We start from the raw sequence: 20040 nt of genomic DNA on the forward strand, positions 1-20040 counted from the left end.
TAAGCGAAACCCCCCGGCCTCGGCTAATCCGCCGCCAGTACGAAGGACGCCTGGGCCTTTGTGAAGCCCGGGGTGGCGGCTTCCAGCAAGTAGGTGCCTGAGCCGGCCGATCCCGCCGAAGGCGTCGCGCACTGGGGAGCGCTCGGCTTGCGGTCCCACTTCAGGGTGTACGTGATGCTGCTGGCCGCCGGCACGCGATACCACAGGGTCCCCGCCGACCTCGGGCAGTCTGCCGACGACCAGTAACTGTCGTCCGCACTGGCGGGCGTGATCGTCAACACCGCGTTCTTCGGCCCGAGATCGACCTTGCAGTCACTGGACGACGTGTTCTTCGCCGTGAGTTCGAAGGTCGGCGTCTGCTCCGGCGAGTAGGAGTTGTGCAGGCTCTTCAGGCTCAACGACATCGCCGCGGCCGTGCAGTTGGGGAGGGTGGAGGTCCCCGGCAGCGAGGCGACCGTACCGCCGGAGCCCGAGGTGACGTCCCCCGAGCCCGACGAGGACCCCGAGGATCCGCCGGAACCGGACGACGATCCGCCACCCGACCCGTCCGAACTCCCGCCGCCGGAACCGGAACTCGAACCGGAACCGGTGCCCGTGCCGGACGACGCGCCGCCGCCTCCGCTCGACTCGTCCCGCCCGCCCGGCGCCTGGCTGATCGCCGGCCCGCTGCCGGACGGCCCCGGCGTGATCGTGGACGCGGGATTCTTGCCGTCCGCCCCGTCGGCGCCCTTCTTGCCGCCCCCGCCACTCGACGTGACGATCCAGGTGATCAGCAGCGCCAGCACGGCGACCACGGACACCATGACGACCCTCCGTCGCCAGTAGATGGAGGAGGGAAGCGGCCCGACCGGATTGCGCAGAGATCCCACGGCGCAAACTGTACGAGAGATCCGTGCACTTCCTCGCCCCACCCGCCGCTCAAACCTCAACTTTTCCGGATCATCATTTCGGCAACTTCCCTCGGCACACCCCCTCTTCGCGTGACATGCGCCAAGGGCGGGTCCCGAGGACAGGTCCCGGAAGGGCACGCCCCGGACCGGCCGCCGCCCGGCCCCGCCGCGAACCACGTCCAACCCAGCCGTGGCCGGACGTGGCAGGATCGGAAGGGCCATGACTGAGAAGCTCCACGCCCCCGTGATCGCCTGGTTCGACGCCCATGCCCGTGACCTCCCCTGGCGCCGCCCGGAGGCGGGCCCGTGGGGTGTGATGGTCAGCGAGTTCATGTTGCAGCAGACCCCGGTCAGCCGGGTGCTGCCCGTCTACGAGCAGTGGCTGGCCCGCTGGCCGCGCCCCGCCGACCTCGCCGCCGAGGCGCCCGGCGAGGCGGTGCGCGCCTGGGGCCGGCTCGGCTACCCGCGCCGCGCCCTGCGGCTGCACGGCGCCGCCGTCGCCATAGCGGAACGGCACGACGGCGACGTACCGACGGATCACGCGCAGCTGCTCGCGCTGCCGGGCATCGGCGAGTACACCGCAGCGGCCGTCGCCTCCTTCGCGTACGGGCAGCGGCACGCCGTGCTCGACACCAATGTGCGGCGGGTGTTCGCACGGGCCGTGACCGGTGTGCAGTACCCGCCGAACGCCACCACCGCCGCCGAGCGCAGGCTCGCACGTGAGCTGCTGCCCGAGGACGAGCGGACCGCCGCCCGCTGGGCCGCCGCCTCCATGGAGCTGGGTGCGCTGGTGTGCACGGCGAAGAACGAGACGTGCCTGCGCTGCCCGATCGCCGGGGAGTGCGCCTGGCGGCTGGCCGGCAAGCCGGAGCACGAGGGGCCGCCCCGGCGCGGGCAGACGTACGCCGGTACCGACCGGCAGGTGCGCGGCAAGCTGCTGGCCGTACTGCGCGAGGCGTACGCCCCCGTACCGCAGGCGGCGCTCGACCGGGTGTGGCACGAGCCGGTACAGCGGGCCCGCGCGCTGGACGGGCTGGTCTCGGACGGGCTGGTGGAGCCACTCGCGGACGGTCTGTACCGGCTTCCGCTGGGCTGACGTACAGCCACATCACAGGAGAAGAAGCCGTGTTACGACCCCACCCGCACGGCAAATCAACCCATAACCCACCATAAGGTTGCGCCGACTTACCCCGCACCTACATCCGTTACACAACCGACGGACAGCCGATTGCTACCCGAAGGCTGCTCCGCACAGCCCCGTGACAACAGGTCCGTAGCTTCGTTTCTGTGCCCGCCAGGACCGCGGGACGGCAGGAACTCAGGCACAGGGCCGGGGAAAACGGGGATCGGGAGGCGGTTGATCATGGCGCAGGGCGAGGTGCTCGGATTCGAGGAGTACGTCCGCACTCGACAGGACGCGCTGCTGCGCAGTGCCCGCCGGCTGGTCCCGGACCCGACGGACGCCCAGGACCTGCTCCAGACCGCGCTGGTACGGACGTACGGCCGCTGGGAGACCATCGAGGACAAGCGGCTCGCGGACGCCTATCTGCGCCGGGTCATGATCAACACGAGGACCGAGTGGTGGCGGGCCCGGAAGCTGGAGGAGGTCCCGACCGAGCAGCTGCCCGACGCCTGCGTGGAGGACTCCACCGAGCAGCACGCGGACCGCGCGCTCCTCATGGACATCATGAAGGTTCTGGCACCGAAGCAGCGCAGTGTCGTGGTGCTGCGACACTGGGAGCAGATGTCCACGGAGGAGACGGCCGCCGCCCTCGGCATGTCGGCCGGAACGGTCAAGAGCACGCTGCACCGGGCGCTCGCCCGGCTCCGCGAGGAGCTGGAGTCACGCGACCTCGACGCACGCGCGCTGGAGCGTGAGGAGCAGGAGCGTTGCGCGGCCTGACCGGCACAGGGCCCAGCCGGGGCCCGGCGAGTGCACAGGCGGTGACCACGGCGGCGGCCGTGCTCGCCGCCCTCGCCCTTTTCGCCGCCGCCTGCGGCACGGGCGGCACCGGCGCCCGGGACGAGGGCCCGGCGCACGCCGACTCGGCGGAGAAGGCCCCGGCCGCCGCCGCCCCCTCGCCCAACCCGTCCCAGACGTATGCCAAGGTCGACGCGGTCGCCCTGGTGAAGGCCGATCCGGCGGTCTCGGCCACGGTGAAACGGGATCTGAAGCCGTGCGCGGGCGACGAGTACCCGGTCGACGTCACCTACGGCGATCTGACCGGCAGCCCCGCAGAGGACATCGTCGTGAACGTGCTGACCTGCGGAGACGCGGTCGGGGTGGGGGCGTACGTGTACCGCGAGGAGAGCGGCACGTACAAGAATGTGTTCAAGGCCGAGGAGTCCCCGGTCTACGCGGAGATCGACCGGGGCGACCTGAGCGTGACCAAACAGGTGTACGAGAAGGGCGACCCCGTGTCGAGCCCGTCCGGTGAGAACGTGATCACCTACAGCTGGGCCGCGGGACGCTTCGTCCAGGAGGACTTCCACCACACCGACTACGGCAACGCGACCGGCAGCGGCGACGCCACGCCGGTCCCCTCCCCCGCCAACTGACCCCACACCGACCACACGAGAGAGCAGGGATGGCAGACCAGACCCACGTCCTGTTCGTCGAGGACGACGACGTCATCCGCGAGGCCACCCAGCTCGCCCTGGAGCGGGACGGCTTCGCGGTCACCGCCATGCCCGACGGGCTGTCCGGCCTGGAGGCGTTCCGCGCCGACCGGCCCGACATCGCCCTGCTGGACGTGATGGTGCCGGGCCTGGACGGGGTGAGCCTCTGCCGGCGCATCCGCGACGAGTCCACGGTGCCGGTGATCATGCTGTCGGCGCGCGCCGACTCCATCGACGTGGTGCTGGGACTGGAGGCGGGCGCCGACGACTACGTCACCAAGCCGTTCGACGGCGCGGTGCTGGTCGCCCGGATCCGCGCCGTGCTGCGGCGCTTCGGGCACGCGAGCGGCGGCGACCGGCCGCACGAGGACGCGGCTGCGGTGACCGGTCTCCCTCTCACCTTCGGCGAGCTGGAGATCGACACCGAGGGCATGGAGGTGCGCCGGGCCGGACAGCCGGTCGCGCTCACCCCGACCGAGATGCGGCTGCTCCTGGAGTTCTCCTCCGCACCGGGGACCGTACTCTCCCGCGACAAGCTGCTGGAACGCGTCTGGGACTACGGCTGGGGCGGGGACACCCGGGTCGTCGACGTCCATGTGCAGCGGCTGCGTACGAAGATCGGCCAGGACCGGATCGAGACGGTCCGCGGTTTCGGTTACAAGCTGAAGGCCTGAGCGGGGCGGTCATGCGGGGGCTCATCAGATCCATCCGGAGATCCATTCGGCACCGAGGTCCGAGTTTGCGCACCGGGCTCCGGTGGAAGCTCAGCGCGGCGATCGCGCTGGTCGGCGCGCTCGTCGCGATCGCACTGAGCCTGGTGGTGCACAACGCCGCCCGGGTCTCGATGCTGGACAACGCGCGCGACCTGGCCAACGAACGGCTGCAGATCGCGCAGCGCAACTACGAGCTGTACGGGCGGGCGAACTTCCCGGACGTCAAGGTCAACGACCCCGAGCTGCCGCCGGCCCTGCGCGAGCGGGTCGACGCGGGACGCCGGGCGACCGACGTCATCGACCCGGGCAGCGGCGCGCCGGACATCTGGGCGGCGGTACAGGCCAAGGACGGGCGGGTGCTGTCCCTGCACGGCACCTTCCCGAACCGGAGCAGCGATGTGCTCAAGGACCTCGACCAGGCCCTCGTCATCGGCTCCATCGCGGTCGTGCTCGGCGGCAGCGCGCTCGGCGTGCTGATCGGCGGGCAGCTCTCGCGGCGGCTGCGCAAGGCGGCGGCCGCGGCCAACCAGGTCGCCCAGGGCGAGCCGGACGTGCGGGTGCGGGAGGCGATCGGCGGGGTCGTACGAGACGAGACCGACGACCTGGCGCGCGCGGTGGACGCCATGGCGGACGCATTGCAGCAACGCCTTGAGGCCGAGCGGCGGGTGACGGCCGACATCGCGCACGAGCTGCGGACGCCGGTGACCGGGCTGCTCACGGCGGCCGAACTGCTGCCGCCCGGCCGCCCGACCGAGCTGGTCCTGGACCGGGCGAAGGCGATGCGCACCCTCGTCGAGGACGTGCTGGAGGTGGCCCGGCTCGACAGCGCCTCCGAGCGGGCCGAGCTGCAGGACATCATGCTGGGCGAGTTCGTCGCCCGGCGGGTGGCCGCGAAGGACCCGGCGATCGAGGTGCGGGTGGTGCACGAGTCGGAGGTCACCACCGATCCGCGCCGCCTGGAGCGGGTGCTGTTCAACCTGCTCGCCAACGCGGCCCGGCACGGCAGGCCGCCCATCGAGGTGACCGTCGAGGGCCGGGTCATCCGGGTCCGCGACCACGGCCCCGGCTTCCCCGAGAAACTGCTCGCGGAGGGCCCGAGCCGCTTCCGCACCGGCAGCGAGGACCGCGCGGGGCAGGGCCACGGCCTGGGCCTGACCATCGCGGCCGGCCAGGCGCGCGTCCTGGGCGCCCGACTGACCTTCCGCAACATCCGCCCGGCCGGCGCGCCCGAGCACATCCCGGCGGAGGGCGCGGTGGCCGTGCTGTGGCTGCCGGAGCACGCCCCGACGGCCACCGGGAGCTACCCGATGCTGCCAGGGCCGACACAGGCGAGCCGTTGAGCCACTGAGCGGCTGAGCCGTTGAGCCACTGAGCGGCTGAGCGGCTGAGCGGCTGAGGCTCGGCGTGGCGGGCTCGGGTCGTGGCCCGGTCAGGTCATGGCCGGGTCAGGTCATGGCCGGGTCAGGTCATGGCCACGAGGAGTTCCTCGCCGCGGGACGGGCGCAGGCCGTCGGTCCGGTCCGCGAAGTAGCGCTCGGCCAGCTCCTCGGCGGGCACGTGCCGGGTCTCGCGGAAACCGGCCTCCCTGGCCAGGGCCGCGAGCCGCTCGGGTGCGTAGAAGCTCAGGAAGGGCGTGCCGGAGGCCCGCGCGCCCCGCTGCGCCATCCGCAACTGCTCCCGCTGGTCCGGCTCGACGTCCTCGATCGGCCGCAGGAACGTCGTGACCAGCGTCGACCCGGGGGCCAGCCCGGCGATACGGCGGAGGGTGGCGGCCACGGCGTCCTCGGTGAGGTACATGGTGACCCCGGCGGAGGCGACCACGGCCGGCCGCCCCGGATCGAAACCGGCGTCCACCAGCTGCCCCCACCAGTCCCCCTCGAAGTCCACCGGCACCAGCCGCTGCCAGCCGGGCACGCCGTACCCCAGCTCGGTCAGCCGCCGCCGCTTCCACGCCACGGCCCCGGCCCGGTCGGCCTCGAACACCCGCAGCCCGGCGGCCACCGCGTCGGACGCGCGGCGCTGGGCGAAGGTGTCCAGACCGGCGCCCAGCACGACGTACTGGTCCACTCCGCGTCCGGCCGCCGTCAGCACCAGGTCCTCGACGAACCGGGCCCTGGCCACGATGGACGCCCGGGTCCGCCGGGTGGCCTCGGCGTCCATGTCCGGCCGCGCCCGCCAGTCGTCCCCGGCCTCCGGTCCGGCGAGCCGCAGCCCGGCCTCGTCCTCGATCACGTACGGCGGCGGGTCGGCGCACAGATGCAGTGCCCGCCACAGGGCGACGCGAACGGCGGTGTGATCGGGGCCCTCCTGCACGGACACGGTCAGAACTCCTTGGAGAAGTCGAGTTCCTCGCTGCGCTCGGTCAGCGAGTACCAGTTGCCGTTGTCGTCGCGGAAGATCGCCTCGATGCCGTACGGCCGTTCCTTGGGCTCCTGGACGAACTCGACGCCCCGCGCCCGGAAGGTCTCGTAGTCGCCCCGGCAGTCGTCGGTGCGGAACGCCCCCGCGCCCAGGGCGCCCTTGGCGACCAGCGTGCGCAGCGCCGCCGCGGACTCGGGGTCGAGCCCCGGCCCGTCCACGCGCATCAGGGCGAGTTCGACGCCGGGCTGCCCCTTGGCGCCGACGGTGACCCAGTGCATGTCACCCATGGCGATGTCGTCGCGTACCTCGAAGCCGAGCTTCTCGGTGAAGAAGGCCTTGGTGCGCTGCTGGTCGAAGGTCCACACGGTGGTGATGGCCAGGCCCTGGATCATGGCTGTGCTCTCCTGCCGGACGGTCGCTGTTCCTGTCCGTCACGGTAGGCGGGCGGGTCGGCGGGGCGCTTCTCGGAAGTTGCGCTCCTGTTCCGGAAGCCGCCGGCCCAGAGCATGGCGTAGCAGCCGGGGATGAGGGAGGCGCCGCTGCCGACGTGCTCGGTCCGGTACTCGGTGGGGCTGAGTCCGGTACGTACCTTGAAGCGGCTGGAGAACGTGCCCAGGCTGCTGAAGCCGACCAGATGGCAGATCTCGGTGACGGTGAGGTTCGCGCCGCGGAGCATCTCCTGGGCCCGCTCGATCCTGCGGTGCGTCAGGTACTGGCCGGGCGTCTCGCCGTACGCCTCCTTGAAGGCGCGGACGAAGTGATACCGCGAGTAGCCGGCGTGCCCGGCGACCGCGTCGAGGTCCAGGTCCGGATCGGCCCAGTCCCGGTCCATGGAGTCCTTCGCGAGGCGCAGCCGACGCAGTTTGTCCATGCGTCGATGCTAAGTCGACGCCAGGAAGACAACTTGGCCGTGCGCCCGTACCGAGAAGGCAACCGCGCGCCGATCCCTAAAGGACAGCCGTGCGCCCGTACCAAGAAGGCAAACGCGCGCCGATCCCGAGAAGGCAACCGAAAGCGGGTGGCCCCGGAGACGCTCGGTCCCCGGAACCACCCGCAGGCGTTTGTCAGACGGCCTCGACCACGGGCAGCGGTGCCGCCTCGTCGGAACCCGCCTTCTGGGCGCCGCCCCGCAGCGGCACCTCCTTGACGAACACCGCCGCCACCACGACCGCCACGGCGATCACGGCACCGAGCAGGAACGCCGAGTGCGTACCGGCCGACACCGCGTGCTGGTACGCCTCGCGCACCGCGGCCGGCAGCTTCGCCAGGCTCGCCGCGTCCAGCGAGGCCGACTGCTCGGTGACCTTCGAGCCCAGCCCCCCGGCCCGTGCGGCCATCTCGTCCTGGACCCGGTTGTTGAAGATCGCGCCCATGATGGCGACACCGAAGGAGGAGCCGAGCGTACGGAACAGGGTGGTCGACGAGGACGCGACACCCATGTCCTTCATCTCCACGCTGTTCTGCGCGACCAGCATGGTGATCTGCATCAGGCAGCCCATGCCGAGGCCGACGACGGCCATGTACACACCGGAGATGAACCGCGTGGTGTCGGTGTCCATCGTGGACAGCAGGTACAGCCCGACGGTGAGGAGCACCCCGCCCACGAGGGGGAAGATCTTGTAGCGGCCGGTGCTGGTGGTGACCCGCCCGGCGACCATCGAGGTCACCAGCATCGCGCCGAGCATCGGAAGCAGCAGCAGACCGGAGTTGGTCGCGGACGCGCCCTGCACGGACTGCTGGTACAGCGGCAGGAAGAGCGTGGCGCCGAACATCACGAAGCCCACGATGAAGCCGATGATCGACATCAGGGTGAAGTTGCCGCTGCGGAAGATGTGCAGCGGGAGCACCGGCTCGGCGGCCTTGGTCTGCCAGAAGACGAACCCGATCAGCGCGACGACGCCGATGGCGATCAGTTCCATGATCCGCGCGGACGTCCAGGCGTACTGGGAACCGCCCCAGGTGGTGACCAGCACGATCGACGTGATGCCGAGGGTCAGCAGACCGGCGCCGAGGTAGTCGATGCGCGCCTTGCTCCGCTTCTTCGGCAGGTGCAGTACGGCGGTGACGGCGGCCAGCGCGACCACGCCGAGCGGCAGGTTGATGTAGAAGGCCCAGCGCCAGCCCCAGTTGTCGGTGATGGTGCCGCCGACCAGCGGGCCGCCGATCATCGCGAGCGCCATGACACCGGCCATCATGCCCTGGTACTTGCCGCGCTCACGGGGCGGCACGAGATCACCGATGATCGCCATGACGCCGACCATCAGACCACCGGCGCCGAGGCCCTGGACGGCCCGGAACCCGATCAGCTGGCCCATGTCCTGGGCCATGCCGCTGAGCGCGGAGCCGATCAGGAAGATGACTATGGAGGTCAGGAAGGCGCCCTTGCGCCCGTACATGTCGCCGAGCTTGCCCCAGAGCGGGGTGGCCGCGGCGGTGGCGAGGGTGTACGCGGTCACGACCCACGACAGATGCTCGAGGCCGCCCAGATCGCCCACGATCGTCGGCATAGCCGTGCCCACGATCATGTTGTCGAGCATCGCGAGCATCATCGCGACCATGAGCGCGAGCATCACGACCCGTACGCTCTTCGGCTCTTTCTCCGGTTTCCCGACCGCTTCGGGTGCCCCCGGTGTTTCCTGGCCGGTCTCGGCCGCCTGGGTGTCCGCCATCTCTCCCACTCCCCCTGGCGGCAGCTACTTACTTGCCGCCCGGCTAGTTCAGTACACTGGAAAGGTAAACCTGTCACTAGCCGGTCGTCAAGTAAGTTACCGCACCGGACGTCGGTATCCGACAGGGCGAGTTTTCGCGGGAGTGCGAGGAGTAAGAGGATGGGCGTCACCATGGACGGCACCAAGCAGCAGCGCCGCGGCAACACCCGCCAGCGCATCCAGGACGTGGCCCTCGAACTCTTCGCCGAGCAGGGCTACGAGAAGACCTCCCTGCGGGAGATCGCCGAGCGCCTCGACGTGACCAAGGCAGCCCTGTACTACCACTTCAAGACCAAGGAAGAGATCCTGGTCAGCGTCTTCGAGGACCTGACACAGCCGATCCAGGACCTGATCGAGTGGGGCGCGGGCCAGCCGCACACCCTGACGGTCAAGCTGGAGATCGTACGGCGTTACAGCCGGGCGCTCGGCGAGGCCGGACCGCTGTTCCGCTTCATGCAGGAGAACCAGGCGACCGTGCGGGAACTACGGATCGGCGACACCTTCAAGGACCGGATGCGCGATCTGCGCAGCATCTTCGTCGACCCGGACGCACCCCTGACCGACCAGGTCCGCTGCATCAGCGCGATGTTCACGCTGCACGCGGGCATGTTCGTCATGCAGGACCTGGAAGGCGACCCCCAGAAGAAGCAGGAAGCCGTTCTGGAGGTCGCGCTGGACCTGGTGACCCAGGCCCACCAGGGTTCGGATCGCTCCGCTTAGGCGATCACACGCCTCAGACGGTCACACCCTTGGCGCGGAGGAAGGAAACCGGGTTCACCGCGGAGCCGTAGTTCGGGGTCGTACGGATCTCGAAGTGCAGGTGCGGCCCGGTGGAGTTGCCGGTGCTGCCGGAGAGCGCGATGTGCTGGCCGGTCCTGACGATCTGGCCGACCTTGACGTCGACGCGGGACAGGTGCGCGTACTGCGAGTACTGCCCGCCGGCGTGCTTGATGACGATGGCGTTGCCGTACGCGGGACCGTCACCGGCGCCGTTGCCGCCGGCCTTGACGACGGTGCCGCCGTGCGCGGCGACGACCTGGGTGCCGGTCGGCACCGCGAAGTCCTGGCCGCTGTGCTTGGCGGTCCACAGGCCGCCGGCCTGGGCGAAGCTCGCGGAGAGGGTGTACTTCTTCACCGGGTCGATCCAGGCGGCGGCACTGGAGGTGGCGGCCGACGCGACCCCCGACCCCACCACGGCCGTGACTCCGACACCGGCGGCCAGAACGGCGGCCCGCTTGCGGAGCGAGGACCTACGGGGGGCACGGAGAGTGGCGCGCAGGGACATCGGAACCTCGTGGAGTAGACAACGGGGACCCCCCTCCGGCACCGGCTGACACTGACAGCCGCCGGACGGGGCATCTCTTGGTAACCCGAAAGCCGCACACCACTCAAATGGCGCTATCTACGACATCACCTAGTACCTATACGTAAAGTTGACCCTTTCTTGACAGAGCACCCCTGGCCGGACAACCAGGGCCTCGCTGTCCCCACCCGATGGCGACATGGGGTAAAAAATCCCCTCCCCAACCACCCAGGCTCCACTATCCCGGCTAGTAACAGGCATTTCGCCCGTGCGCTATGTCACCGGCGGCCGGGACCCGAAGCCGTCGGGATGTGACCCACACCTCGCCCGACCTACCCGCAAGTAACCCCACGGTTCCCTCCGCGCCACGTCCTCCACTCACCATGCCCCTGACACAGCCGTGGACGTGAGAGGACACCCCCACCGATGAGCACAGGCACCTGGACCCGCCGCATGTCCGTCACCGCCGTCTCCGTGGCCGCGCTCGCCGGGATGGCCGCGCCGGCCCGGGCCGCGACGGAGAGCAGCTCCACCACGGTCGACTACGCCACCTGGCAGAGTGACTGCCAGTCCGTGATGGACCAGGCCCTGCCCTACCTGAAGCAGCGCATCGCCGCCGCCAAGCCGGGCGAGCGGCAGGCGATCGTCTTCGACATCGACAACACCACCCTGGAGACCGACTTCGGCTTCAGCTTCCCCCAGCCGGCCAACAAGCCGGTCCTGAACGTCGCCCGGTACGCCCAGGAGCACGGCGTCTCCCTGTTCTTCGTCACGGCCCGCCCGGGCATCATCTACCTGCCGACCGAGTACAACCTCGAACACGACGGCTACGACGTCTCCGGCCTGTACGTCCGCGGCCTCTTCGACCTCTTCAAGGACGTCGCCGCCTACAAGACCGCCCAGCGGGTCGACATCGAGAACAACGGCTACACGATCATCGCGAACATCGGCAACAGCGCCACCGACCTCTCGGGCGGCCACGCGGAGAAGACGTACAAGCTGCCGGACTACAACGGCCAGCTGTCGTAGTCGCACGGCGTTCCGCACCGCGTCCCGCACCGCGGTAGGTAGCCTGCGCGACGGCATGCGAAAGGGGCCGGTGCTTCGAAAAGCACCGGCCCCTTTCTTCGGCGAACCCCGAAGGGCTACGCCTCCTTGCTCAGGTTCGGACCGGCTCCGCCGGCCGCCTGCTCGATCGGCGGGACGTCGGGGAGCGCCGACTTCTCCTCACCCCGGAAGGTGAAGGTCTTGGCGTCGCCCTCGCCCTCGGTGTCCACGACCACGATGTGACCGGGGCGCAGCTCGCCGAAGAGGATCTTCTCGGAGAGCGTGTCCTCGATCTCGCGCTGGATCGTGCGACGCAGCGGACGCGCGCCCAGCACCGGGTCGTAGCCCTTCTTGGACAGCAGCTCCTTGGCGGACTGGGAGAGCTCGATGCCCATGTCCCGGTCCTTGAGGCGCTCGTCCACCTTGCCGACCATCAGGTCGACGATCCGCAGGATGTCCTCCTGCGTCAGCTGCGGGAAGACGACCACGTCGTCGACGCGGTTGAGGAACTCGGGCCGGAAGTGCTGCTTGAGCTCGTCCGACACCTTGTTCTTCATGCGCTCGTAGTTGGACTTCGTGTCGCCCGTGGCCGCGAAGCCCAGGTTGAAGCCCTTGGAGATGTCCCGGGTGCCGAGGTTGGTCGTCATGATGATGACCGTGTTCTTGAAGTCCACGACCCGGCCCTGGGAGTCGGTCAGACGACCGTCCTCCAGGATCTGCAGCAGGCTGTTGAAGATGTCCGGGTGGGCCTTCTCGACCTCGTCGAAGAGGACGACGGAGAACGGCTTGCGGCGGACCTTCTCGGTCAGCTGGCCGCCCTCTTCGTAGCCCACGTAACCGGGGGGCGAACCGAAGAGACGCGACACCGTGTGCTTCTCGCTGAACTCCGACATGTCGAGGGAGATCAGCGCGTCCTCGTCACCGAAGAGGAACTCGGCGAGGGCCTTGGACAGCTCGGTCTTACCGACACCGGACGGGCCGGCGAAGATGAACGAGCCACCGGGGCGCTTCGGGTCCTTCAGACCGGCACGCGTACGGCGGATCGCCTTCGACAGCGCCTTGACGGCGTCGACCTGGCCGATGACCCGCTTGTGGAGCTCGTCCTCCATGCGCAGCAGACGCGAGGACTCCTCCTCGGTGAGCTTGAAGACCGGGATGCCCGTGGCCGTGGCCAGCACCTCGGCGATCAGCTCGCCGTCGACCTCGGCGACGACGTCCATGTCGCCGGCCTTCCACTCCTTCTCCCGCTTGGCCTTGGCGGCCAGGAGCTGCTTCTCCTTGTCGCGGAGGGAGGCGGCCTTCTCGAAGTCCTGCGAGTCGATCGCGGACTCCTTGTCCCGGCGGACGCCGGCGATCTTCTCGTCGAACTCACGCAGGTCCGGCGGAGCGGTCATCCGGCGGATGCGCATCCGGGAACCGGCCTCGTCGATCAGGTCGATCGCCTTGTCCGGCAGGAAGCGGTCCGAGATGTAGCGGTCGGCCAGGGTGGCCGCCTGGACCAGCGCCTCGTCCGTGATGGAGACCCGGTGGTGGGCCTCGTACCGGTCACGCAGACCCTTGAGGATCTCGATCGTGTGCGGCAGGGACGGCTCGGCGACCTGGATGGGCTGGAAGCGGCGCTCCAGGGCCGCGTCCTTCTCCAGGTGCTTGCGGTACTCGTCCAGGGTGGTGGCGCCGATGGTCTGCAGCTCACCGCGGGCCAGCATCGGCTTCAGGATCGAAGCCGCGTCGATGGCGCCCTCGGCGGCACCCGCACCGACCAGCGTGTGCAGCTCGTCGATGAACAGGATGATGTCACCGCGGGTGCGGATCTCCTTGAGCACCTTCTTCAGGCGCTCCTCGAAGTCACCGCGGTAGCGGGAGCCGGCGACCAGGGCGCCGAGGTCCAGGGTGTAGAGGTGCTTGTCCTTGAGGGTCTCGGGCACCTCGCCCTTGACGATGGCCTGGGCGAGGCCCTCGACGACGGCGGTCTTGCCGACGCCGGGCTCACCGATCAGGACCGGGTTGTTCTTGGTGCGGCGGGACAGCACCTGCATGACCCGCTCGATCTCCTTCTCGCGCCCGATGACCGGGTCGAGCTTGGACTCACGAGCGGCCTGGGTGAGGTTCCGGCCGAACTGGTCGAGGACCAGGGACGTCGAGGGGGTGCCCTCGGCAGGGCCGCCCGCGGTGGCGGTCTCCTTGCCCTGGTAACCGGAGAGCAGCTGGATGACCTGCTGCCGCACCCGGTTGAGATCTGCGCCCAGCTTGACCAGGACCTGGGCGGCGACGCCCTCGCCCTCACGGATCAGGCCGAGCAGGATGTGCTCCGTGCCGATGTAGTTGTGGCCCAGCTGAAGGGCCTCGCGGAGCGACAGCTCCAGGACCTTCTTGGCACGGGGGGTGAAGGGGATGTGCCCGGACGGGGCCTGCTGGCCCTGGCCGATGATCTCCTCCACCTGCTGGCGGACCGCCTCGAGCGAAATCCCGAGGCTCTCAAGGGCCTTGGCGGCGACACCCTCACCCTCGTGGATCAGGCCCAGGAGGATGTGCTCGGTGCCGATGTAGTTGTGGTTGAGCATCCGGGCTTCTTCCTGAGCCAGGACGACAACCCGCCGCGCGCGGTCGGTGAACCTCTCGAACATCGTTAATCGCTCCTCAGAGCGGTCAGGCAGTGGGGGGAACTTCCCCTCTCTGTCCTTCCGCAGCTTAGTCCCGCAAGCGGGGACCGCTCATTCCAACTGCCGACACCGTCGATGGCCTCCTGACCCCGAACGCCGACATATGCTCCAACCCGATGGTGCGAGACGATGTTCCCGCAGGCCAGGCAGTTACCCCTTCCTCCAGTACGCCGATGGCGAACGTGAGACGGCCTCGCCTGCGTGTCGCCCCCTCCCACTAGGGATGTCTTACCCGCCCGGACTGACAGTCCATGCCGTATGCCCCCGGTCCCTCCGCTATGGGCGAACAACCTTGCGTCTCTCCGGACCCCCGAAGACCCCCTCTTCCGGCACTCGGCGCATTCACACGCACACCCAGCGTAACTTGGGCGGGTTCGCGACGGTTGCGCTTGGCATGGCTGGCACAGTGCCTCTGGCCGCTTCAACGGTCCCTCACCCCCGTCCCCCGCTCGGTTGCGGTGTCGATTCCGCCGTCGCGTCCGGTTCCGCTTGCGCCCTCGCACCGGGTTCCGGCCGCGCCGTCGGGCCGGACGGGCGGGCGGCCCGACTCCGGCACTGGTACGAGAACGATCTGGGCTGGGCGACAGTGCCCGAAGCGACCGGAGAGCCGCTGCGGCTGGTCACGGGCGTACGTTTCGACGTGCTGGACGTGCCGGCCCCGGCGGGCGCGAAGGCGCTCAGGCATCTGGGGCCGGGCTCCCCGGTGGCGCTCCAGGGCGACCGGATGCGGCTGCTGGTGGCCGCGGGCAGCGCGGAGGAGCTTCCGGGGCTGCTGGACTGGCTGGAGTGGGGCGCGCTGGCCCTGGATCTGCGGGCACTGGGCGCGCACGGCCGGATGGACGCTCCGGTACGGCCCGAGCCGGTCTCCACCGGGCCCCGATCGCTTCCCGAAGCCGCCGAAGGCCCCGCTGAACCGTCGGATTCCCCGGAACGTGCCGAACCCGTGCAGGGGGCCGCCTTCTGGTTGCGGCCCCCCGAGTCGGGGTGCGAGGTCGAGGCCTCGCTGCCGAGCATGTCGACGCTGTCGACGAGGTCGGCCATGGGGGGCGTCGGAGGCGCCCCCGATCTCGTACGGCTGGTGGACACGGTGGCCACCGAATGCCACCGGGTCCGGTTGTGGCGCGCGAGCCACGGGCCGGAGGACCGTCAGGCGTTGGCGTCCTCGTAGGCCTGGCGAATCGTCGCCGGAACACGGCCGCGGTCGTTGACCTCGTAGCCGTTCTCCTTTGCCCACGCGCGAATCTGCGCGGTGTCCTGGCTGCCGCCGGCAGCCGCACGGGCCTTTCCACGTCCGCCCGACGCACGGCCACCGGTACGACGACCGCCCTTGACATAGGGGTCGAGAAGGCCGCGCAGCTTGTCCGCATTGGCAGTCGTGAGATCGATCTCGTACGTCTTGCCGTCCAGCGCGAACGTCACGGTCTCGTCCGCCTCGCCGCCGTCGAGGTCGTCGACAAGAAGGACCTGAACCTTCTGTGCCACCGGATTTCCTTTCATCGATAACTTCAGGGCCGGGGGTCTGCGGCGCCCGCCGTTTCGCCGCCCCCTGTTATATGCAGTACTGCAGTACGTCGGAAAGCAAACCGCTTTTGCGGGAAAAACACAAACCCCTGGGAGAGACCGAGGGGCCTGCTCCCGCCCAGAAACATGCGCGTTTCGGACATAGGGCACCGGGGCAAGGCGAGGTACCCGGAATAGGGGCCTGATCTCCCACCCAACTCTGCCCCGATGCCTCTTGTCCGCCCCGATCCCTCTGGGCGATCACAGATGCAGAAGCATCCGGCTGTTGCCCAAGGTGTTCGGTTTCACTCGTTCGAGTCCGAGGAACTCAGCGACACCCTCGTCATAGGAGCGCAACAGCTCGGCGTAGACATCGGTGTCCACGGGTGTCTCGCCGATCTCCACGAAGCCGTGCTTCCCGAAGAACTCGACTTCGAAGGTCAGACAGAAAACTCGGCGAACACCGAGCCAACGCGCGGTCTCCAGCAACTTCTCCAGCAACTGATGACCGACACCGGCTCCCTTGAGGCCCGGCTTCACCGCGAGAGTGCGCACTTCGGCGAGGTCTTCCCACATCACGTGCAGTGCGCCGCAGCCGACCACCTCGGCGTTGTCGTCGCGTTCCGCGACCCAGAACTCCTGGATGTCCTCGTAAAGCATCACCGTGGCTTTGTCGAGGAGGATGCGGTCACGGACGTACGCGTCAAGGAGTCGGCGCACCGTCGGGACATCGCCGGTCCGGGCCCGCCGGACGGTGATGGCTTTTGCGGTGACTTCGGGGCGCATCGCTGACATGAGCGGACGCTATCGCCCGCCGCGGTCCGCCATGGAGCCGGGGTTCTCCTCTTGCGGGGCTTCCCGGTCTTCGCGTTCTTCCTGAGGTTCCGGCGTATCCGGACCCTGCACCATCCGTACGGCGTCCCGCAGGGCCTGGCGCTGTTCGTCGCTCATCATCCCGAAGAAGGCGACGAGAGCGGCGGCCGGGTTGTCGCTCTGGGACCACGCGTCGTTCATGAGGGCGGCGGCGTAGGCGGCCCGTGTGGAGACGGCCTCATATCGATAGGCACGCCCTTCGGCCTCCCGCCGCACCCAGCCCTTCTGATGGAGATTGTCCAAAACGGTCATCACGGTGGTGTACGCGATGGACCGTTCCTGCTGGAGGTCTTCCAGGACTTCTCGAACGGTCACCGGGCGGTTCCACTTCCACACCCGCGTCATGACCGCGTCTTCGAGTTCTCCCAATGGGCGAGGCACAGCTCAGAACAATAGTGGGAGATCCCGCAAATGGCGTGCCGGACGTGCACTTTCACCAACAAAGGCGAACAAAAAGGGCGTACGACCCGGAAGGCGCGGCTGTGACCGTGCGGCGAGTCGTACGCCAGGGAGGTGTGGTCCGCGATCAGGCGTCGCGGCTCGGGGCGGAGACCTTCGGGTTGCCCTCCCCGCGTGCCGCGCGGGCGAGGGCGGCGTCCACGGCGGCGTCCTCCTTGGCCTTGGCGGCGCCGCCCTGGGTCTTCACGATCACCCGGACCAGACTGATGAAGAAGACGGCCATGACGACCGGGGGCAGGAGCGCGGCGACGTAGTCCATGCGTCCAGAGTAGCCACGGGGGACCGGGCGAAAGGTGCGGGGTGGGCGAAGCGTCGCGCAACGCGCGCGAGCTGCCGTTTTCCCCGCCGCTTCCGCGGTGTGCCGCCGGGCGTTCCGGTCAGCCGGCGGCGAGCTGCTGCTGCGGCGGGGTGGGCCGGCGCCGTGGGAAGACCTCGCCCGGGGTCGGAATGGGCCGCTTCGGCGCCACGGGCTCGGGGGCCGCGGGCTGCGGGGCGGGCCGCTCGGCGGGCCTCTCCTTCGGCTTCTTCTCCGGCTCCTTGGCCACACCGCCCGGCAGGGCCGTCAGACGGACCCTGGACGCCGGAACGGCCGGTGCGGGCACCTCGCGGGCGCCCTGCGCGAGCCGGGCCCGTACATCACGCTCCGCGATCGCCTGACAACGGTCGAGCAGCGCGGCGGCACCGGGGTTCCCGCGCAGCGCCCGCAGCGCGGCGAGATCGTCCGGGGTGGGCCGGTGTCCGGCACCCAGCGCCTCCTCCAGGAGGGTGAGATAGCCGGCGACGGTTCCGGGCAGGGCCGCGCGGTACCGGACCAGATCGGCCACCAGGAAGGCGCGCAACCGGGCCCCCTCACGCATCGCCTCGTCGAACGACTCGGCGAGCCGATGACAGTCCTTGATGTCCTCGGCGGAGGCGGGACCGGGGTGAAGGGCGAGGGCGAGAGCACGGCGGAGCACACGCAGCTCCTCCGCACCGAACGCCATGCCGCCGCGGGATCCGTATGGCGTGGGCATGGACCGAAGATACGCGTAAATCAGACAAACTCGACATAGGGGGCGGGGTGTGGCGCATCAGGGCCACCCACCTGGCCGCCGGGGGACCGATGCGCCCGCCCCCGCCACCTCACAGCCGCGAGACGTTCCGCTCGTACACCAGGCGCAGCCCCACCAGCGTCAGCCACGGCTCGTGCTCGTCGATCACCGAGGACTCCCCCAGCACCATCGGCGCCAGCCCACCCGTCGCGATCACCGTCACGTCGTCCGGATCGTCCGCCAGCTCCCGCGCCATCCGGCCGACCACCCCGTCGACCTGCCCGGCGAAGCCGTACACGATGCCCGCCTGCATGGCCTCCACGGTGTTCTTGCCGATCACACTCCGCGGCCGGGCCACCTCGATCTTCCGCAACTGCGCGCCCCTGACGCCCAGCGCCTCCACGGAGATCTCGATTCCGGGCGCGATCACACCGCCGACGTACTCCCCGCGCGCGGACACCGCGTCGAAGGTCGTCGCCGTACCGAAGTCGACGACGATCGCCGGGCCGCCGAACAGTTCGACGGCGGCGACCGCGTTGATGATCCGGTCCGCGCCGACCTCCTTGGGGTTGTCGGTGAGGATCGGCACCCCGGTCTTCACCCCCGGTTCCACCAGCACCGCCGGCACGTCGCCGTAGTACCGCCGGGTGACCTCGCGCAGCTCGTGCAGCACGGACGGCACGGTCGCGCAGATCGCGATGCCGTCGATACCGTCGCCGAGCTCGTCGCCGAGCAGCGGGTGCATGCCCATCAGGCCCTGGAGGAGCACCGCCAGCTCGTCGGCGGTACGGCGCGCGTCCGTCGAGATGCGCCAGTGCTCGACGATGTCCTCGCCGTCGAAGAGCCCGAGGACGGTGTGCGTGTTGCCGACGTCGATCGTGAGGAGCATGAGGTCACTCCGCCTCGCGCAGATCCAGGCCGATGTCCAGGATCGGCGAGGAGTGGGTCAGGGCACCGACGGCCAGGAAGTCCACGCCGGTGTCGGCGTACGCCCGCGCGTTCTCCAGGGTGAGCCGACCGGACGCCTCCAGGAGCGCGCGTCCGTGCACGATCGCCACGGCCTCCTCGCACTCCCCCGGCGTGAAGTTGTCCAGCAGGATCAGGTCGGCGCCCGCGTCGACGGCCTCACGCAGCTGGTGCAGGGTGTCGACCTCGACCTCGATCGCCAGGTCCGGGAAGGCCTCGCGGACGGCCTTGAAGGCCTGCTCGACGCCGCCGGCGGCGACCACGTGGTTGTCCTTGACCAGGGCCGCGTCGGAGAGCGACATGCGGTGGTTGACGCCGCCGCCGCAGCGCACCGCGAACTTCTCCAGGGAGCGCAGCCCCGGGGTGGTCTTCCGGGTGTCCCGCACGCGCGTGGTCGTGCCCTCCATCGCGTCCGCCCACGCGCGCGTGGCGGTCGCGATGCCGGAGAGGCGGTTCAGGATGTTGAGCGCGCTGCGCTCGGCGGTGAGCAGGTCGCGGGTGCGGGTGGTGATCGACAGCAGCGGCTGTCCGGCCTCGACCCGGTCGCCGTCCTGGACGTGCCGCTCGACCTCGAACTCGTCCGTGCAGACCACGGAGACCACGGCCTCGGCGACCCGCAGCCCGGCGACGACGCCCGCCTCGCGCGCGACGAAGTCGGCGGTCGCCACGGCCTCCTCGGGGATCGTCGCGACGGTCGTCACGTCCACGCCGTTGTCCAGGTCCTCCTGGACGGCCACGTTGGCGATGTCCTCGACCTCCACGGGGTCGAGTCCGGCGGCGGCGAGGAGTTCGGCGAGCGCGGGGTCGAGCCCGCACTCCAGGTACTCCTCGTCGCCCTCGGCGCCGCAGGCACAGCCGTCGCCGCAGCCGCCGCCGTTGGCGAGGGGAAGGTCGTTGGTGCTCACGTCTG

Annotated in this window: 22 protein-coding genes; 8 read left to right on the forward strand and 14 right to left on the reverse strand. The window is 69.8% G+C overall.

Annotated elements, in window-relative coordinates:
* Window positions 1–23: 23 nt before the first annotated feature.
* Window positions 24–869 carry a hypothetical protein gene (locus tag ACWGJB_RS41735; RefSeq protein ID WP_453385247.1) on the reverse strand — a complete coding sequence of 282 codons (846 nt, stop codon included), beginning with the start codon at window positions 867–869 and terminating at the stop codon, window positions 24–26.
* A gap of 241 nt (window positions 870–1110) precedes the next feature.
* Between ACWGJB_RS41735 and ACWGJB_RS41740 the strand changes: the two genes are divergently transcribed.
* The 5 genes from ACWGJB_RS41740 to cseC all read left to right on the forward strand — a co-directional run bounded on the left by ACWGJB_RS41740 (window position 1111) and on the right by cseC (window position 5562).
* The gene (locus tag ACWGJB_RS41740) at window positions 1111–1986 is read left to right on the forward strand and encodes an A/G-specific adenine glycosylase (RefSeq protein ID WP_453385248.1); all 876 of its coding nucleotides are present in this window, start codon (window positions 1111–1113) and stop codon (window positions 1984–1986) included.
* A 267-nt stretch (window positions 1987–2253) separates the two neighbouring features.
* Window positions 2254–2793 carry a SigE family RNA polymerase sigma factor gene (locus ACWGJB_RS41745; RefSeq protein ID WP_450761435.1) on the forward strand — a complete coding sequence of 180 codons (540 nt, stop codon included), beginning with the start codon at window positions 2254–2256 and terminating at the stop codon, window positions 2791–2793.
* The gene (locus ACWGJB_RS41750; protein ID WP_453385249.1) at window positions 2781–3449 is read left to right on the forward strand and encodes a hypothetical protein; all 669 of its coding nucleotides are present in this window, start codon (window positions 2781–2783) and stop codon (window positions 3447–3449) included. Before ACWGJB_RS41745 ends, ACWGJB_RS41750 begins: the two co-directional genes overlap by 13 nt.
* A 29-nt stretch (window positions 3450–3478) precedes the next feature.
* Window positions 3479–4183: a two-component system response regulator CseB gene (gene cseB / locus ACWGJB_RS41755; RefSeq protein ID WP_453385250.1), complete on the forward strand. Its 705-nt coding sequence runs from the start codon at window positions 3479–3481 to the stop codon at window positions 4181–4183.
* A gap of 11 nt (window positions 4184–4194) precedes the next feature.
* Window positions 4195–5562, forward strand: coding sequence for a two-component system sensor histidine kinase CseC (gene cseC, locus ACWGJB_RS41760; RefSeq protein ID WP_453385251.1), 1368 nt, complete (start codon window positions 4195–4197; stop codon window positions 5560–5562).
* A gap of 121 nt (window positions 5563–5683) precedes the next feature.
* Here the strand turns inward: cseC and ACWGJB_RS41765 are convergent, their stop codons facing one another.
* The 4 genes from ACWGJB_RS41765 to ACWGJB_RS41780 all read right to left on the reverse strand — a co-directional run bounded on the left by ACWGJB_RS41765 (window position 5684) and on the right by ACWGJB_RS41780 (window position 9252).
* Window positions 5684–6547 carry a class I SAM-dependent methyltransferase gene (locus ACWGJB_RS41765; protein ID WP_453385324.1) on the reverse strand — a complete coding sequence of 288 codons (864 nt, stop codon included), beginning with the start codon at window positions 6545–6547 and terminating at the stop codon, window positions 5684–5686.
* Window positions 6544–6975, reverse strand: coding sequence for a VOC family protein (locus tag ACWGJB_RS41770; RefSeq protein ID WP_360492155.1), 432 nt, complete (start codon window positions 6973–6975; stop codon window positions 6544–6546). Before ACWGJB_RS41770 ends, ACWGJB_RS41765 begins: the two co-directional genes overlap by 4 nt.
* On the reverse strand, window positions 6972–7454 hold the full coding sequence (locus ACWGJB_RS41775) for a helix-turn-helix transcriptional regulator (RefSeq protein ID WP_453385252.1): 483 nt from the start codon (window positions 7452–7454) through the stop codon (window positions 6972–6974). The genes ACWGJB_RS41770 and ACWGJB_RS41775 overlap by 4 nt, the downstream gene beginning before the upstream one ends.
* A 193-nt stretch (window positions 7455–7647) precedes the next feature.
* Complete coding sequence (locus tag ACWGJB_RS41780) at window positions 7648–9252, reverse strand: MDR family MFS transporter (protein ID WP_453385253.1); 1605 nt, start codon at window positions 9250–9252, stop codon at window positions 7648–7650.
* Window positions 9253–9411: 159 nt separating this feature from the next.
* Between ACWGJB_RS41780 and ACWGJB_RS41785 the strand changes: the two genes are divergently transcribed.
* Window positions 9412–10011 carry a TetR/AcrR family transcriptional regulator gene (locus tag ACWGJB_RS41785; RefSeq protein WP_453385254.1) on the forward strand — a complete coding sequence of 200 codons (600 nt, stop codon included), beginning with the start codon at window positions 9412–9414 and terminating at the stop codon, window positions 10009–10011.
* A gap of 13 nt (window positions 10012–10024) precedes the next feature.
* On the opposite strand, the gene ACWGJB_RS41790 is transcribed toward ACWGJB_RS41785, so the two are convergent.
* Window positions 10025–10576, reverse strand: a complete 552-nt coding sequence (locus ACWGJB_RS41790) for a M23 family metallopeptidase (protein ID WP_453385255.1) — start codon at window positions 10574–10576, stop codon at window positions 10025–10027.
* A 444-nt stretch (window positions 10577–11020) separates the two neighbouring features.
* On the opposite strand from ACWGJB_RS41790, the gene ACWGJB_RS41795 reads away from it, so the two are divergent.
* Complete coding sequence (locus tag ACWGJB_RS41795) at window positions 11021–11623, forward strand: HAD family acid phosphatase (protein ID WP_453385256.1); 603 nt, start codon at window positions 11021–11023, stop codon at window positions 11621–11623.
* A gap of 116 nt (window positions 11624–11739) precedes the next feature.
* Here the strand turns inward: ACWGJB_RS41795 and ACWGJB_RS41800 are convergent, their stop codons facing one another.
* A complete protein-coding gene (locus tag ACWGJB_RS41800; protein ID WP_453385257.1) occupies window positions 11740–14265 on the reverse strand; it encodes an ATP-dependent Clp protease ATP-binding subunit in 2526 nt (841 codons plus the stop codon).
* A 430-nt stretch (window positions 14266–14695) separates the two neighbouring features.
* On the opposite strand from ACWGJB_RS41800, the gene ACWGJB_RS41805 reads away from it, so the two are divergent.
* A complete protein-coding gene (locus ACWGJB_RS41805) occupies window positions 14696–15469 on the forward strand; it encodes an SCO3374 family protein (RefSeq protein WP_453385258.1) in 774 nt (257 codons plus the stop codon).
* Here the strand turns inward: ACWGJB_RS41805 and ACWGJB_RS41810 are convergent.
* From ACWGJB_RS41810 to nadC, 7 genes are all read right to left on the reverse strand, one after another.
* Window positions 15448–15783, reverse strand: coding sequence for a histone-like nucleoid-structuring protein Lsr2 (locus tag ACWGJB_RS41810; RefSeq protein WP_351317758.1), 336 nt, complete (start codon window positions 15781–15783; stop codon window positions 15448–15450). The two genes, ACWGJB_RS41805 and ACWGJB_RS41810, sit on opposite strands and share 22 nt — an antisense overlap.
* 279 nt (window positions 15784–16062) lie before the next feature.
* Entirely contained in the window at window positions 16063–16596 is a 534-nt protein-coding gene (locus ACWGJB_RS41815) for an amino-acid N-acetyltransferase (RefSeq protein WP_453385259.1), read from the reverse strand.
* Between the two features lie 9 nt (window positions 16597–16605).
* Window positions 16606–17055: a BlaI/MecI/CopY family transcriptional regulator gene (locus tag ACWGJB_RS41820; RefSeq protein WP_453385260.1), complete on the reverse strand. Its 450-nt coding sequence runs from the start codon at window positions 17053–17055 to the stop codon at window positions 16606–16608.
* Window positions 17056–17200: 145 nt separating this feature from the next.
* The gene (locus ACWGJB_RS41825) at window positions 17201–17392 is read right to left on the reverse strand and encodes a hypothetical protein (RefSeq protein ID WP_453385261.1); all 192 of its coding nucleotides are present in this window, start codon (window positions 17390–17392) and stop codon (window positions 17201–17203) included.
* Between the two features lie 118 nt (window positions 17393–17510).
* Window positions 17511–18116, reverse strand: a complete 606-nt coding sequence (locus ACWGJB_RS41830) for a hypothetical protein (protein ID WP_453385325.1) — start codon at window positions 18114–18116, stop codon at window positions 17511–17513.
* A gap of 139 nt (window positions 18117–18255) precedes the next feature.
* Entirely contained in the window at window positions 18256–19053 is a 798-nt protein-coding gene (locus ACWGJB_RS41835; protein WP_453385262.1) for a type III pantothenate kinase, read from the reverse strand.
* 4 nt (window positions 19054–19057) lie between these two features.
* Window positions 19058–20035, reverse strand: a complete 978-nt coding sequence (nadC, locus tag ACWGJB_RS41840; protein WP_453385263.1) for a carboxylating nicotinate-nucleotide diphosphorylase — start codon at window positions 20033–20035, stop codon at window positions 19058–19060.
* Window positions 20036–20040: the final 5 nt, after the last annotated feature.

The sequence above is a fragment of the Streptomyces sp. NPDC054813 genome, assembly GCF_053611365.1.

Coding starts and splice junctions, on each gene's coding strand:
- ACWGJB_RS41825 (WP_453385261.1), bottom strand. CDS start 17,392: ATGGACTACGTCGCCGCGCTCCTGCCCCCGGTCGTCATGGCCGTCTTC.
- cseC (WP_453385251.1), top strand. CDS start 4,195: ATGCGGGGGCTCATCAGATCCATCCGGAGATCCATTCGGCACCGAGGT.
- ACWGJB_RS41770 (WP_360492155.1), bottom strand. CDS start 6,975: ATGATCCAGGGCCTGGCCATCACCACCGTGTGGACCTTCGACCAGCAG.
- ACWGJB_RS41780 (WP_453385253.1), bottom strand. CDS start 9,252: ATGGCGGACACCCAGGCGGCCGAGACCGGCCAGGAAACACCGGGGGCA.
- ACWGJB_RS41785 (WP_453385254.1), top strand. CDS start 9,412: ATGGGCGTCACCATGGACGGCACCAAGCAGCAGCGCCGCGGCAACACC.
- ACWGJB_RS41795 (WP_453385256.1), top strand. CDS start 11,021: ATGAGCACAGGCACCTGGACCCGCCGCATGTCCGTCACCGCCGTCTCC.
- ACWGJB_RS41790 (WP_453385255.1), bottom strand. CDS start 10,576: ATGTCCCTGCGCGCCACTCTCCGTGCCCCCCGTAGGTCCTCGCTCCGC.
- ACWGJB_RS41775 (WP_453385252.1), bottom strand. CDS start 7,454: ATGGACAAACTGCGTCGGCTGCGCCTCGCGAAGGACTCCATGGACCGG.
- ACWGJB_RS41800 (WP_453385257.1), bottom strand. CDS start 14,265: ATGTTCGAGAGGTTCACCGACCGCGCGCGGCGGGTTGTCGTCCTGGCT.
- ACWGJB_RS41830 (WP_453385325.1), bottom strand. CDS start 18,116: ATGGCGTTCGGTGCGGAGGAGCTGCGTGTGCTCCGCCGTGCTCTCGCC.
- ACWGJB_RS41815 (WP_453385259.1), bottom strand. CDS start 16,596: ATGTCAGCGATGCGCCCCGAAGTCACCGCAAAAGCCATCACCGTCCGG.
- cseB (WP_453385250.1), top strand. CDS start 3,479: ATGGCAGACCAGACCCACGTCCTGTTCGTCGAGGACGACGACGTCATC.
- ACWGJB_RS41805 (WP_453385258.1), top strand. CDS start 14,696: ATGGCTGGCACAGTGCCTCTGGCCGCTTCAACGGTCCCTCACCCCCGT.
- ACWGJB_RS41740 (WP_453385248.1), top strand. CDS start 1,111: ATGACTGAGAAGCTCCACGCCCCCGTGATCGCCTGGTTCGACGCCCAT.
- ACWGJB_RS41745 (WP_450761435.1), top strand. CDS start 2,254: ATGGCGCAGGGCGAGGTGCTCGGATTCGAGGAGTACGTCCGCACTCGA.
- ACWGJB_RS41835 (WP_453385262.1), bottom strand. CDS start 19,053: ATGCTCCTCACGATCGACGTCGGCAACACGCACACCGTCCTCGGGCTC.